A 13,940-nucleotide genomic window follows, 5' to 3' on the forward strand; every position below is an offset into this window, starting at 1 on the left:
AAGCGATTTAACCCATACGCATGTAGTTAGTAAGCATGTAAATCAGTAAGGTGCGATATGTCAGAAGACCAAACCATGAGCGCAGAAGAGTTTCAAAATCAGTACTTTGATGATGAGTCGCAAGGCTTGGATAATGAGCCGGAGTATGATTTAGAGACCGGTCTGCTCGGTGAGCACGATGAGTTTGCCAACCTGCATGCAGAGCTTGAAGAGGCGCGTGAGCAGCTGGTCAGTATCCGTGACTTTATTCGTTTTGCTGTCACCCAGCTACGCAATTATGATGTGGTGGTCGCTCAAGGAACGACAGACGAGTTCGCTGAAGCCTCTGCTATTGTGTTGCATTCTTTATCTTTAGATTGGGCTGCCAATGATCAGATTTTGGATTGCCGCCTGACCACATCAGAGAAGCAGCAGGTACTGAGCTTATTAGAAGAGCGCATCGCTGAGCGTAAGCCATTAAGCTATTTGATTAATTTATCGTATTTCTGTGACTTGCCTTTTTATGTCGATGAGCGCGTTCTAATTCCACGCTCGCCAATCGCTGAGCTGATTCGTCAGCAGTTCCATCCATACTTTGAAGTGAGCGAGCTTGCAAAACCGATAGGCGTTAGTGTCAATAATCAAGCGCCAGCTTTTTATGATCATGGCCTAGAGATTAAACAGCTATCACAGCCCGAGCGTATTTTAGATTTATGCACCGGTTCTGGCTGTATCGCTATTGCACTTGCCACACGTTTTGTCGATGCACTGGTTGATGCCGTTGATATCGATAAAGGGGCGCTGGAAGTCGCGATGGTCAACGTCGATCATCATGACCTAGGTCATCAAGTCAATGTGATTGAATCGGACTTATTTGCTAAGATTCCTGCTGAACATCAATATGAGCTGATTGTCACCAATCCTCCGTATGTCGATGCCGCTATTATGGCAGATTTGCCCCCTGAGTTTTTATATGAGCCGGAACATGCGCTCGCAGCCGGTCAAGACGGCCTAGACTTAGTACATCGTATCTTGTTTGAAGCGCCAGATTATTTAAGCCCTGAAGGGTTGCTGGTCTGTGAAGTGGGCGATAGTGAGTGGGCATTAAAACAGGCTTATCCTGAGATTCAGTTTGATTGGTTAAGGTTTGCTCACGGCGGTCATGGTATCTTTGCCATTACTTATGATGAGCTCATGACCCATCGCCAGTTATTTGCCGCTTATGTACAATTATTGGATAGCAATCAATAAATCAAGTTTGATATTGACACTAGAATTAAAAATCAGCAATTAAAAATCGACTTCATTTGTTTAAGGATAAATATGGCTGGCAATAGTATTGGACAGGTTTTTACGGTAACGACGTGCGGTGAGTCGCATGGTGCAGGCCTGATGGCTATCGTCGATGGCGTACCACCAGGTTTGGAATTATGTGAAGCAGATTTGCAGGTAGATTTGGATCGCCGTAAACCTGGGACGTCTAAATACTCGACCCAGCGCCGTGAATCTGACGAAGTTGAGATTATCTCTGGCGTCTTTGAAGGTAAAACGACGGGCACATCGATTGGGCTTTTGATTCGTAACACCAATCAAAAATCAAAAGATTATAGTGAAATAAAAGACACTTTTCGCCCCGGTCATGCCGACTATACTTATAGTATGAAATACGGCTTTCGCGATTATCGCGGCGGCGGGCGTTCATCTGCGCGTGAAACGGCTATGCGTGTGGCGGCAGGTGCTATCGCTAAGAAATACTTGCATCAGCGCTTAGGCGTGCAAGTGCGCGGGCATGTTACCCAAATTGGCTCGGAATACAGTCAAGTGCTAGACCCAAGTCAAATCGACTGGGATTTTGTTAATAGCAATCCGTTCTTTTGTGCGGATAAAGACGCAGTCAGCCGCTTTGAAGTCTTGATAGACAGCTTACGCCGTGAAGGCACAAGCTGCGGTGCGCGGTTAGAGATTATCGCAAGCGGCGTACCAGTTGGATTGGGTGAGCCTGTCTTTGATCGTTTAGATGCGGATATTGCCCATGCAATGATGAGTATCAATGCGGTAAAAGGCGTTGAAGTTGGTGACGGCATGGCAGTGGCTGGACAGTTTGGGCATAGTTCTCGTGATGAGATGACACCCGATGGTTTTACCGCCAATCATGCAGGCGGCATCTTGGGTGGTATCTCATCAGGACAAGATATCCGTGTCAGTATTGCCCTGAAGCCAACCTCTAGTATTACCACGGCTGGCAAGAGTATCAATACAGATGGGGAAGCGATTGAGATGCTGACTAAAGGTCGTCATGACCCTTGCGTAGGTGTGCGAGCGACGCCCATTGCAGAAGCGATGTTAGCGATTGTCTTGCTTGATCATTATCTGCGTCATCGTGGTCAAAATGCGGATATTAAGCAACCAGTCCAATCGATTATTTAGATTTTCTGCCATACATTTATTTGCCCTTTGTCGCATCTACTGCTGTTCTATTAGATACGTTAGAGGGTTTTTTTATGCATGCTTAAAACTGTAATGATTCAGGTTATACATTCTAATTTAAACATTGTATGTCTTGCTTAATCAAACAAATAAATCTGATTTTATTTATCAGTTAAAGGAACTTAAAACATGAGTAACTATTTAGATGCCGTTATTGTCGAACATAATCCCTCACAAAAAAAGATAGATAGAGCAGTGATTTGGCTGCATGGCTTGGGCGCTAGCGGTCATGACTTTGAGCCAGTAGTGCCGCAGCTTGGCTTAATGGATGACATGGCGGTACGTTTTATCTTTCCGCATGCCCCCAATCGCCCAGTGACGGTCAATGGCGGTATGGTCATGCCCGCATGGTATGACATCTTAGAGATGAGCCTTGAGCGTAAAGTCGATATCGCGCAGATTGAAGAGTCCTCACAGCAAATCCATGACTTGATTGCTCGTGAAATCGAGCGCGGTGTTAAACCTGAACATATTGTCATTGCTGGATTTTCGCAGGGTGGGGCAGTGGCGTATCATGTGGCGCTCGGCTATCCACAGCGCTTAGCAGGATTGATGGCACTGTCTACGTATCTTGCGACCAATGACAATATTGACTATAGTGAGGCTAATAAAGACATGCCGATATTGATAGAGCATGGTACGCACGACCCTGTTGTTCCTGTGGTTTTAGGTGAGCAGGCACAGGAGTTGTTATCAGCGAAAGGCTACAGTGTCGTTTATCATAACTATCCGATGGCGCATCAAGTTTGCATGCCGCAAATCCAAAATATCGGTAAATGGATGAATAAAGTTTTGGCTTAGCACCTTAAGCTGTAACTTAATGTAATACGGACTGCTTATAGGTTGAAAGTCTATGGCTAAGTCCTATATAATAGTCAGTCTTATTGGGGATGTTCTGGCTTCGACGCTGGTGATGAAACTCAATGATGCATGTCGAGAGTGTATGTCCTCTCGTTAATCAAACATATATTGTTATAGTCGCAAACGACGAAACTTACGCTCTAGCAGCTTAAACCCTGCTTACTTGGTTGCTGATCACCTACAGTTGGTCAACTAAGTTGAAGCGTCCGCATGTAGGCTCGCCACAAGTGATTGTCTCAATCGCTTGGGTTCAAAAGTAGAGAATCGTCCAATCCATCCTGACTGTCGGATCGGTGCGGATTAAAACTAAAGACAGAAACTAAACATGTAGATTCATGAGCGTAATGCTGGCGGACGCGGGTTCAACTCCCGCCATCTCCACCAAATATTAAAAATCCGATCACTTAATGTGGTCGGATTTTTTTGTTTGATTTTGATAGAATGTCTAAAAGTTATAAATTGCCAGTCTCTATTTTACACAATAGCTATGCTCTAGAGTAGTTTATAATAGTCAGCTAATTTAGGATGGTTTATAAGAAATTAATGGCTTTCGGGATAATCAATATTGCCACACGTTTCAAGAAGATCTGCATCTATATGTCGAGATGCATAAGCTAATCTGGCTTTTTTTAGTTCATCTTCCCAAATACTTAAATGCTCAGACTGAACCGCCCCGGGATTGTCGGAGACTCAACATTCTGAGAGAATACGACAATGAAAAGACAAGCCTACACTCCTGAGATTAAAGAACGCGCCGTTCGCATGCTTATTGAAGCGTCAGGCTATTATCCATCCACATGGTCAGCTATTCAAGCCATTGCTCCTAAGATTGGCTGTACGCCTGAAACCCTACGATCATGGCATAAAAAATACAACGATCAAACCGTTCCTGCGTCGGTACAAGCTCAAAGCCAAGATCAACGTATTAAAGAGCTCAAGCAAGCCAATGAAATCATTCGTAAGGCAGCGGCTTTTTTCGCCCGGGCGGAGCTCGACCGTCCACCCAAGTAATGGTTGAGTTTATTGATGATAACAAAGCTGAGTATAGGGTCGAGCTGATCTGTAGAGTATTACCGATTGCCCCATCAACTTATTACCGTGCTAAAGACCTAGAGTGCTACCCTGAAAAGCGCTCACTACGCAGTCAGCATGACGATTATTATATCAGTGAGATTAAACGTATTTGGCAGGACAGCAAGTGTCGTTACGGTGCTCGTAAAGTATGGCAGCAGATGAAAGCTGATGGCGTAAAGGTTGCTCGCTGTACGATAGAGCGTTTAATGAGACAGCATGGTTTACAAGGCGTCTGGCGTAGAAAAGGTAAAATAACAACTTGCAGCCGTGATGACCAAAAACGCGCTGATGACTTGGTCAATCGTAACTTTAATGCTCATCGTCCTAACCACCTATGGGTTGCAGACTTTACTTATATTAAGACAACGAGTGGCTGGGTGTATACCGCTTTTATTATTGATGTGTTTGCTCGCGCTATCGTTGGCTGGAAAGTATCAAATCGCATGAATACCGATATGGTGATGGCGGCGTTAGATCAAGCAATAGCAGATAGAAACTATCCCAAAGATGTGATTCATCACAGTGATCGAGGGGTTCAGTATTTATCCATTCGCTATACTGATAAAATGGCTACATGCGGTGTTATAGCTTCTGTCGGTACGACAGGCGATTCATACGATAATGCATTAGCTGAAACGGTCAACGGGCTTTATAAGTCTGAGGTGATTCATTATTTAAAACAGAACTGGACTGGGGTGAAAGATGTTGAACTGGCAACTCTTGAGTGGGTAGATTGGTTTAACAAAACACGACTGCATAGCACGATTGGATATGTGTCACCTTTTGAGTTTGAAAGACGCTATTATGATAGTTTAATCCTGTCAGGCATCGCTGCCTGACTCAAGTAAATTAGCCTCCGATATAGTCGGGGCGGTTCATCTTCTTAATTAATCCTAAATTGAAATAAAAATTATTACAGACATCCTTCCATATACAATAAAGAGGTGTTTCCTATACTCATACCTGTAACAATGTCATCATCAACATCATAGCGAATACCACTATTCTTCTCAGGAGAATACCAGTAGATTAATACTATATTTCTACCTGATTCACCGTATGGATTGTCTATTACTTCAGGTGTCTCATTTGCATGTTTGCTATATACATCTTCTAAGCTACTTCCTATTTTGACTCCACTATAAGATTCAACTCCTAATTCATTAGTATATATTATTGCTACTAATCCATTTTCTATTTGATAATTGGCCTTCTTTTTTTCTATATTGCTGACTGCGTTAAAGCAGTTATCAATAACTTCTGTATCTCGCTTTAATAAAGTCTCATTGAATTTATCGCCGATATAAATATCGTTGTAACTGTCTTTGCTGAAGTGACTTGAATCATTTAGATCAGTAAGAGTACTGTCATTAATATTTTTTGTTTCAATAGTATGTGTTGAGTCAGCAACTATTTTATTGTTAGTAGTATTTTTTTCAATGACATTTATTAGGTCAACATTCTCATCAAAGCTATCTTTTTCAATAGCAGCATCATTTTGTGGGCTACAAGAGATTATTGAAACACATCCTATAATATAGATAGTAAATTTACTAAATGTCCTCAACTTCATAGCTATGACCTCCTACATGTAAATGATGATGATGATTTGGAGCCCAAGAAGTATCTGGTATTTTAGCTACTCCACCACTGGGCTTAGTACCTGTGTAAAAAGCTTTAAACTTGAATTTTTTAAAAAGCTTCACTAGTTTAGTATTTGCTTGCATATCAAATGAGGAATAAGTTGTATGAACAGCGCCACGTCTATGAGCTCCATTTTTACCGAGATATCTGAAGTCACCTGCCTCTCCATTCCTATGAGTTTTACTTGGAGCCACGGATTGACCTTTTACGTTACTCCAGCCTGTACCAATATATTCTTCATATCCATAGCTCATCATTGTACCTAGTGTAGCCGCTAAAGTTATTCCATTAGGGTAATAACGTTTACTGTCACTTTCTATTGTCCATTTATATCCAATATTATCTTTCTTGTAAAAAGCATGCTTTTGCTGATTAACAAGGTATACATCACCATCGATTTCTACATTACCTGCTTTAAGTCTAGAGACAGATATATACTTCGACTTACCCAAATTATGCTTACCCCCATTTTCATCATAATAAATAAATTCAGCATAGCCAGTAGCGTTCGCGTTCTGCCTTTTAATATTACCATTATAATAAATATGGTAACGTGTGGTGTCGCTTGCGGCTTTATCCGTTAGTACACTGGTAACTGGACGCCCGTTATTTTCAGTATGACTTTCTTCTGTTGTAGTTTTAGGTTTTGCCACAGTAGGCTTAGTCGGTGGCGGATTGCTAGCTGGTTTTGAAGATGAGCTAGTCTTGTTATTAGGTGATGGTGATGGCTTAGTATTACTTACTCCTGTTGCTTTATTTTTAGCGGTTTCATTAATATTGATAGTCCGATGAGTCACTCCTTTTAGACAACGAAGGGACACTAATGGATTGCCATTAGCTAGCCCAAACTTATAAACAAAACCAACTAGCATCTTCACACTGATCAAGCCTTGACTATTAGTCTGTTTAACGATTTCTCTGCCTCTATAAAAAATCATGAACTTAGTGTTTTTTACTGGCAATTTATTATGATCTTTTATTTCCATATTGAAGGCTTGTACTGGCAATAAAGCTCGTATTGTCTTTCCTTGATGACTGACACTTACTTTAAAATGGGCTACTGCTTGCAGTCTTCCTTCACCAGCTACAGACACTTCTATATCTTGACCCACTTCGGCTGTGATATTAGATTCTATACCTTGATTGTCAGTATGATGCTCTTTTGACTGGCCCTTATAGGTAAGGTAGTAGCGCAAATTAGTAATGGGCTTTTTGGTATCGGCTTCGACGATTGTAAGATTAAAGGTGACCTCCTTCAACGCTTCGGACGACGAGGTCTGCTGTGCTTGCTGTTGTTTGTTTTGTTCATTACGTTGGTCTTGAGGTGATTTGTCTGGAACTGGACGAGGCGTAGGGGCGCTAGGCTTATTAAGCACGCCAGTTGTTTTGATGCTGCCTGTTATATCTATGGTATAACTCTGTCTTTGATCAGCCTTTTGAACTATGGTTTGTGATTTGCCATTGACAGTAATTTTGATTACAGCATCTGGATGACGAACGATAACAGGGATTTTGCCATCTTTATTAGTAGTGTAGGTGTTCTTAATTTTACCTACTTTTGAATAATGTTTGCCAGCTTTATACTCAGATTCAACTTGTACTGCAATGCCTGATACAGGGCTATTATTGTCTTTAACTGTGATATATATTTTGCGGTTGCAGCAAGATTCCATATCGTAGTAGTTAAGCAAATCCATATAATCTTTCACACTAGTGCCATTACCATCTTTCTTGTTTGTTTTCCCACTTGATAGAGCGTAGTCTCTTAATGAACCATAACCAACTAAGTGAGAGGCAGCAATACAGCCAGATTCTGTTAGTTCAACACCATTCATTGTCTTGCCGTAAAACTCATTTATATTCTCATTTCTTATATAACCGCAGTTTTTATTGACAAGTATATTAATAGCAGTTAACTGATGTCGTCTTCCTCTAAGATAATCAGCTTTAGAATTTACTCCATCTTTACCAGTCCAACTTCCGACCCAATCATTATTGGTAATTGCTTTTTGAAATGGACTGTTTTTATTAGTGCTAAAGGCATATGGCACAGTAAAGAAACCTGCATCATAAAGAGCTGATTCGCCAACTTGAAAATATCCTATATATCCCCTTTTAGGTGGCTGGTTATGAACTTCTTGACGTTTAATATTGATTGGACTGTTATCAGGCTGATTTAAATCAGAACTAGTTTCTCTACTAGACAATGCATAGAAAAAACCTTGACGATCAGATGGATAAGTAATTTGATTGACTGGCTTTACAAAGCTCATTTTTTCCCCGCTTATTAATTTTAATAACTTTGTTTGTCCACATACTGATTAAGAATAAATTTTCCTTTCGGAAAACTATCTAGGTCTCCAAGATACTTACGTTTACCTTCTGAGATATGTTGAAGAGGATTAGTGCGTGTTACTGTTACTAAAACGCGCTTTTTTTTCTTTGTTTCATATATATAAAAAACATGCAATGGACTGTTTTTATCATACAACTCATAGATTATTACATTATCAAAGCCTGATGTTTTTACTTGAGTACAGTAATAAGGACTCATTAGCCAGCGAACCCTATTCATTCCCATTCCGTAATAGTTCAGATCATCTTCAATATTTTGCCAAGTAAAGCCAAAGTTTTTCTGATCACACTTCTCCTCAGAATCATGAATCGTATTAAACTCTAGTTTTACATTTTGATTTGTTCTTAAGTTTTCTTGTTTCACTTGTACTGTCACAGGCGTTGTCGAAACTTTGGGCACTTCGGACAAAGGCTTGGCGCTCACACAGCTGATAGAGCTAACAGCTAATGTTAAAGATAAAAGTACAGTTTTACGTAAATTATTAGTTACCAAATTCATGGTAGTCATCCTCTAAATTGTCATTCATGTCAGCTTCTGAGTCAGATTCATCAATTTCATTATCATCAGTCTCCTCAGGAGCACAGCATTCTTCATCTTCATGATCATGGTTACTGTTGTCAATTTCATTTTCTATCATCAGTAGCTCTTCAGCATCCTCATGACCAATGATAATGACTTCAATTTGATCTTGTTCAGTTCCATATATTCTAGGTGTCCTACCATCCTCTGGTAATACATTGTTAAACTCAGTACCTTTAGTATGGTTAATAATTTTGTACTCTCTACCTACTGTTAATATACCCTCTTCTAACAATTGGCTAAAATCGAAGCGGCGGCTAAAGAGTCCTGAAGTTGGTAAAGCAATCACTGGTGCATTAACCTGACCACCCCCCACCAACGCTTTCTTCACCGCCAGAACCTTAATCGTCCCCGGACACACAAGCTTAATTCCACCGTCATCGATTGTGATTGAAGCTCCACCTGACGTTTGCAGCTTAATCCGCTTAGGACTTGACAGATTCACCTGTCCTGACGCACTGCCAATCGTCATCGACTGCTGACTGTGCAATTGCAACTCACCGCTTTGTGCCTGTATGGCTACAGGTTTGGTATTGGCGCTGATATGTAACCCTGATAGATCGACTAGACCACCAGCCCCAGAGAGGGAGCCAATCGTATTTGCCATCAGCGTATAATTACCTGCCACCACATCCGATTGGGTGCTACCTGATTGCCTAACGATTATTTTTGCTGTCCACAATGTATTGCTGCTTGAGGCGAGGATACTGTCACGACTGACCAGTAGTACATCAGCTGCGCCAAGCACTTCCGTATTTAGCGTCTCATCGATGATTTGTGCACTGGTTTTAAAGGCTTCTATCGTTTGGTTGGCATCACTAATTGCTGCCGTGGATTGCAAGTGCGCCTGCTTGGCCTCTTTAAAGGTTTCACTCAGCTCAATGCCCATTCTTAACTGACGTTGTCCTGCATCATTGACCCAAGCCGATTCGTGCTCGCTTTGACTATGTCTGATATCAAAGGTGGATAGCAGTACACCGGTATCACCGGTGATTTGCAAACCATGGTCGGTTGCTAGATTAATCCCTTGTCCACTGTCTGTTGATTGATGATTACTAAAGCGATGACGTAGTACGCCTAATTCTAATACATGCTCATCAGGAGCGAAGATAGCTTGATCTGTGATGGTTGGCATCTCAATATTGGCGCGCCCCCCAGTATTTACCGTCCACTGCAGACCGACTTTGCTTGGCGTATCATCAAAGCTAAATGCTACTTGAGAATCTGTGTCAAGTCCGTATTGCGCAATACCGGATATCCAACCACTATGATTATCATCCTCTTGAATTTGTGAATGACCAAGAGCGCCGCCATGCCATCTAGGTGAAGCACCATTTTTTAAATTATGGCGATTAGACCGCCCTGCATCCAAACAAGTGATATCTTTGTCATCCACATCGCCCATACCAATACCGTCATAAATAGAGCGGGTAATAACAGGGCTGTCTATATCACCATACCAATAATTAAGGAGCACCGATTGTCCAAGTCTTGGAGAAAACTGCCAGCCATGTGACGCACCCGATGACAGTTGTAATGAACGTAGCGGTGGGGTAGTACCGTCATCATCAGGGCTGATACCTGACCAGACAGGGGTGGTGATAGTTTGCTGTAAACCGTTGTCAGTGACGTGTGATTCATAGCTTGGCGTGGTAGTGTCACCAGTCCGTGCTTGGGTAAGACCTCTGTAGGTATTGCTTACTAACGATAAGCTGCTGGGATAAGGGGTGTAAGGGATAGCCGCACGTAAAAGGGTTGCGGATGCCCATATGCCGGTTTCAAATAAAAGCTCATAACCATGCTCAGGAATACTGATAAAGCGATGCTGGGTAACCTTACGTAGCCAATCTTGAATAAAAGAGCGATTGTTATAAGAGACGCTATCACTGTCCGGCTCAATACCCATCACGTGAGCGTCTAAACAATGGACAGAGAGACCGCCTATCGCAGGCAAGTCACTAATACTCACAGAAGAACCTGTATGAATTCCTCGCATGGCCCCCATAGCTCGGTAGGTTTCGCGCTGACACTTATTAGCAGCAACCCATTGAGCCGCAAGCTGTGCTGCTGCTTCATCGCTATTAATACGAGAGGGGGAGCCAAATAATATAGTGCTGTCATCTAATGCTAACGGTGATTCATCAGCTGCCTGACCCTCATAGATAATATCTGTTGCCAATCCATCAGCTTTTACCTGAACAGTAGCGCTACCCAGCTGTTTGACACTCATTTGTAGCGTATTAATCGTATCTTGTCCTGACTGAATAGAAGACTGAGCATAACGATAGTGCATCACTGACTGCTCAAGCTCATCTAAACGACTGGCCAAATACCAAGTACCGAGATTGTCTACCGAATCACCCGGCTGCCATAGGGCAAAAGCTCCAATATCCGTTAATACGCCTTTTATAAAGTCCCAGTCACTCAAGTTAGATTGAGTGCGCATCGGAAGCGAAGCGTTGAAGCGCTCTGATGCCAACAGCGCATCAGAAACCTGCCAATCAAAATCATAATGCGTAAGAATGCTAGTGATAATGCTAAGCGTAGACTGCTGTGTGAATGTGCGGCTATGTATAGATTGGGTCAATTGCCAATCAGGTGTAACAATGTCTAACGTATAAAAGTGCACGCCACCATCAGAATGTTGGCAATCAACCGCTTGAATAAGACCTGTACGGTAGGTTACACCCAAATCGGCTAAAGCACTGGATAAGCAAACAGATGTATTTAATAAAGACAAACATTCGTTCGAACTTAAAAAAGTGTAACTATAAGCCAGTAACTGATTGGGTAATGTCTCATTAATGGCACTTGACCAAGAGAAGGCAGTTAAACTAAGAGCGATATTATCCTCTAAGTCTTTACTTATGGATACTTCATGAATGTTATTAGTCTTGGAGAGCATAGGTGATATTCCGATAACTGCGAAAATATTACGCAGCCGGTCACTTAAAGGTAAGCACTGCTAAATTATTTGCTAAGAAAATTATAGAGTTTATTGAAATATTGTCAAGTATCTGTATAATCGATTCAAATATAATTATGATGAAGATGAACTTTAGTTATAATTTATCAGTTTTATTGCTGGTTTTTTCTTATTTTTGCGTTCTTATTGATGGCATTTCGCTTATGAATAATATTTATGCTACTAAGCTTTCTACTATAAGTTTATTATCTATTGTGTTGAGCACTGGGGTGTTAATAACGGGTTGTAGTGCCGGTGCCAAAAAAACACCACAACCTATTTCATCGCCGCCGCTGATCGCTAAAAAACTTCAGTCGCCATCATTGTCTTATTTACCAGAAGTCATCGCAGTAGATGATGAGAGTCAAATAACGGCTGCCCAATGGATACTAATTGCACAAAGTAATTATCAAGCACAAAAATATGCGCGCTCATTGCGAGCGGCTACAAAAGCTTTAGAGTTTGACGCGCAGTCGCTAGAAGCTCGTCAGCTCGCGATGTTGTCTGCTGTCAAAATCACTGAGACTAATATTGATAGTTATCAAGATGATGTGACGCTAAGTAGTAGTAATAAAAGCGAGTTGAAAACAACTTTGGAAAATTTGACGACGTTACTGAATACGTCAGATGAATAGATTTGGGTATTAGGGTATGTCAATGAATCAAAAGAATTGGGTCTGCGGTGAGTAATCTTATGATAGGTAATGTCAGTAAAGTGACTAAATCGGCTATAGCTGGTTTTATTATTATGTGTTCAGGGATGAGTGTCGCCCATAGTGAGCTTTCAATCCAAGAAAGAGAGCCGGAATCTAGTATTACCAATCGATATGCTGCACTCAAAAATGCAGACGAAACATCTGTGGAGCTACATCAGCTGATTGCAGAATTGAATCAAAGAGTTACTGTCAATCCTGCCGATTCCCTAGCATGGGAGCTGTTGGCTCAGATTTACTATAGCAATGGTTATCATGCTAATGCTGTCTATGCCGCCAGTGAAGCTGTTGAAAAAGGCTATAGCACGCCGACTTTGAAAAAAGTCCTGCTCAACAGTAGTGCTATGGTGGCTCAAAATCAGCTCAAGGGGCATTACTTATCGACTGATGTAGATGAAGACTTCATAAAAGAGTATCAGAATGCCCTTAGCAAGATATACGGCTCAATATACGACTTTAATTATGATGAGTCTTTACCAAAACCTCCCGCGCCCATCGTAAGACCGAAAGCGCGTCAAATGAAAAGCACATCAAATTCACGCCACCGTGCGCCTATACCGAAAAAAGTAAAAACAACTGCCAAGAAAAAGACAGTAGTACAGAAGCCACGAGTTGCGCCAAAAGTGCTACCCGCTAAACAACCGATTAAAAGCTTGCCATCTAATAGCGGCAAATCAAGTACCGCTGATCCATTCAAGATCTTACGTTAAAACAGGTGCGTTTTATCCAGTGTGATAAAACCAGAATAGCAATTGCTTAGGTGACTTATATGGCCAATCAAGACAGTGTACAAAAGAAGCTTGCAAAAGTACGTGCGCCCCGAGTGCATCTTACTTATGACGTTGAAGTGGGCGACTCGATAGAGACGAAAGAAATTCCTTTTGTGGTGGGAGTACTAGGGGAATTCTCTGGTGACTCTGTACTTGAACAACCACGCTTAAAGGATAAAAAGTTTGTCGAAGTGGACTTAGATACTTTTGATGAGGTGATGTCAGGTTTAGCACCGCGTGCGACGTTTCGGGTTAGTAATGACTTGAGTGATAAAGGCGGCGAGTTTGCCGTTGATTTGGCATTCAATCGCATTGATGACTTTCGCCCAGAAGCAGTAGCCGCGCAAATTGAGCCATTGAAGCAGTTGGTACAAGCACGTGATCGACTGGCTGATTTGCGCAATAAAATCTCAGCCAACGAAAAGTTGGAGGATTTATTGGACGAGGTACTTAAAAATACTGAGCAAGTCAGAAAAATGGCCGAACAAAATCTAAGCGATGGGGAATAAGGT

At 41.7% G+C, this 13,940-nt stretch carries 11 protein-coding genes, 1 other RNA gene and 1 other annotated feature; of the genes, 8 read left to right on the plus strand and 4 right to left on the minus strand.

Annotated features, from left to right (window positions below; all coding sequences use genetic code 11):
• Positions 1–57: 57 nt before the first annotated feature.
• The 5 genes from prmB (at position 58) to B3Q63_RS06370 (ending at position 5,240) form a co-directional block, all read left to right on the plus strand.
• Positions 58–1,230, plus strand: coding sequence for a 50S ribosomal protein L3 N(5)-glutamine methyltransferase (gene prmB / locus B3Q63_RS06350; RefSeq protein ID WP_201564796.1), 1,173 nt, complete (start codon positions 58–60; stop codon positions 1,228–1,230).
• Between the two features lie 72 nt (positions 1,231–1,302).
• The gene (gene aroC / locus B3Q63_RS06355; RefSeq protein WP_296175002.1) at positions 1,303–2,406 is read left to right on the plus strand and encodes a chorismate synthase; all 1,104 of its coding nucleotides are present in this window, start codon (positions 1,303–1,305) and stop codon (positions 2,404–2,406) included.
• A 189-nt stretch (positions 2,407–2,595) separates the two neighbouring features.
• Positions 2,596–3,267, plus strand: a complete 672-nt coding sequence (locus B3Q63_RS06360; RefSeq protein ID WP_296175004.1) for an alpha/beta hydrolase — start codon at positions 2,596–2,598, stop codon at positions 3,265–3,267.
• 85 nt (positions 3,268–3,352) lie between these two features.
• Positions 3,353–3,711: a transfer-messenger RNA gene (gene ssrA, locus B3Q63_RS06365) on the plus strand.
• A 330-nt stretch (positions 3,712–4,041) separates the two neighbouring features.
• Positions 4,042–5,240 (plus strand): IS3 family transposase gene (locus B3Q63_RS06370; protein WP_414706320.1). Its coding sequence is split into 2 segments (ribosomal slippage): positions 4,042–4,297 and positions 4,297–5,240, totalling 1,200 coding nucleotides; the frame shifts between segments, so codons are not numbered across the junction.
• Positions 4,296–4,412 (plus strand) — a sequence feature (AL1L pseudoknot). It overlaps the preceding gene by 117 nt.
• 74 nt (positions 5,241–5,314) lie before the next feature.
• Here B3Q63_RS06370 and B3Q63_RS06375 read toward each other — a convergent pair.
• The 4 genes from B3Q63_RS06375 to B3Q63_RS06390 are packed head-to-tail and all read right to left on the minus strand — an operon-like array spanning position 5,315 to position 11,885.
• Positions 5,315–5,974, minus strand: a complete 660-nt coding sequence (locus tag B3Q63_RS06375; RefSeq protein WP_296175009.1) for a hypothetical protein — start codon at positions 5,972–5,974, stop codon at positions 5,315–5,317.
• Complete coding sequence (locus tag B3Q63_RS06380) at positions 5,955–8,318, minus strand: hypothetical protein (RefSeq protein WP_296175013.1); 2,364 nt, start codon at positions 8,316–8,318, stop codon at positions 5,955–5,957. The genes B3Q63_RS06375 and B3Q63_RS06380 overlap by 20 nt, the downstream gene beginning before the upstream one ends.
• Positions 8,319–8,338: 20 nt before the next feature.
• Complete coding sequence (locus tag B3Q63_RS06385) at positions 8,339–8,899, minus strand: hypothetical protein (RefSeq protein WP_296175015.1); 561 nt, start codon at positions 8,897–8,899, stop codon at positions 8,339–8,341.
• A complete protein-coding gene (locus tag B3Q63_RS06390; RefSeq protein WP_296175017.1) occupies positions 8,883–11,885 on the minus strand; it encodes a contractile injection system protein, VgrG/Pvc8 family in 3,003 nt (1,000 codons plus the stop codon). The genes B3Q63_RS06385 and B3Q63_RS06390 overlap by 17 nt, the downstream gene beginning before the upstream one ends.
• Before the next feature lie 224 nt (positions 11,886–12,109).
• Between B3Q63_RS06390 and B3Q63_RS06395 the strand changes: the two genes are divergently transcribed.
• From B3Q63_RS06395 to tssB, 3 genes are read left to right on the plus strand one after another with little or no spacing between them, the layout of a single operon-like run.
• Positions 12,110–12,580: a hypothetical protein gene (locus B3Q63_RS06395; RefSeq protein WP_296175019.1), complete on the plus strand. Its 471-nt coding sequence runs from the start codon at positions 12,110–12,112 to the stop codon at positions 12,578–12,580.
• Between the two features lie 59 nt (positions 12,581–12,639).
• Complete coding sequence (locus tag B3Q63_RS06400; RefSeq protein ID WP_296175020.1) at positions 12,640–13,368, plus strand: hypothetical protein; 729 nt, start codon at positions 12,640–12,642, stop codon at positions 13,366–13,368.
• A gap of 59 nt (positions 13,369–13,427) precedes the next feature.
• A complete protein-coding gene (gene tssB, locus B3Q63_RS06405; RefSeq protein ID WP_200662664.1) occupies positions 13,428–13,937 on the plus strand; it encodes a type VI secretion system contractile sheath small subunit in 510 nt (169 codons plus the stop codon).
• The last annotated feature ends 3 nt before the right edge of the window (positions 13,938–13,940 follow it).

It is taken from the genome of Psychrobacter sp. UBA2769 (assembly GCF_002352555.1).
Lineage (GTDB): Bacteria > Pseudomonadota > Gammaproteobacteria > Pseudomonadales > Moraxellaceae > Psychrobacter > Psychrobacter maritimus.

What these genes read in the sequence shown, in the direction of transcription:
- tssB (WP_200662664.1), top strand. Translation starts at nt 13,428, where the DNA reads ATGGCCAATCAAGACAGTGTACAAAAGAAGCTTGCAAAAGTACGTGCG.
- prmB (WP_201564796.1), top strand. Translation starts at nt 58, where the DNA reads ATGTCAGAAGACCAAACCATGAGCGCAGAAGAGTTTCAAAATCAGTAC.
- B3Q63_RS06390 (WP_296175017.1), bottom strand. Translation starts at nt 11,885, where the DNA reads ATGCTCTCCAAGACTAATAACATTCATGAAGTATCCATAAGTAAAGAC.
- B3Q63_RS06375 (WP_296175009.1), bottom strand. Translation starts at nt 5,974, where the DNA reads ATGAAGTTGAGGACATTTAGTAAATTTACTATCTATATTATAGGATGT.
- B3Q63_RS06400 (WP_296175020.1), top strand. Translation starts at nt 12,640, where the DNA reads ATGATAGGTAATGTCAGTAAAGTGACTAAATCGGCTATAGCTGGTTTT.
- B3Q63_RS06380 (WP_296175013.1), bottom strand. Translation starts at nt 8,318, where the DNA reads ATGAGCTTTGTAAAGCCAGTCAATCAAATTACTTATCCATCTGATCGT.
- aroC (WP_296175002.1), top strand. Translation starts at nt 1,303, where the DNA reads ATGGCTGGCAATAGTATTGGACAGGTTTTTACGGTAACGACGTGCGGT.
- B3Q63_RS06385 (WP_296175015.1), bottom strand. Translation starts at nt 8,899, where the DNA reads ATGAATTTGGTAACTAATAATTTACGTAAAACTGTACTTTTATCTTTA.
- B3Q63_RS06395 (WP_296175019.1), top strand. Translation starts at nt 12,110, where the DNA reads ATGAATAATATTTATGCTACTAAGCTTTCTACTATAAGTTTATTATCT.
- B3Q63_RS06360 (WP_296175004.1), top strand. Translation starts at nt 2,596, where the DNA reads ATGAGTAACTATTTAGATGCCGTTATTGTCGAACATAATCCCTCACAA.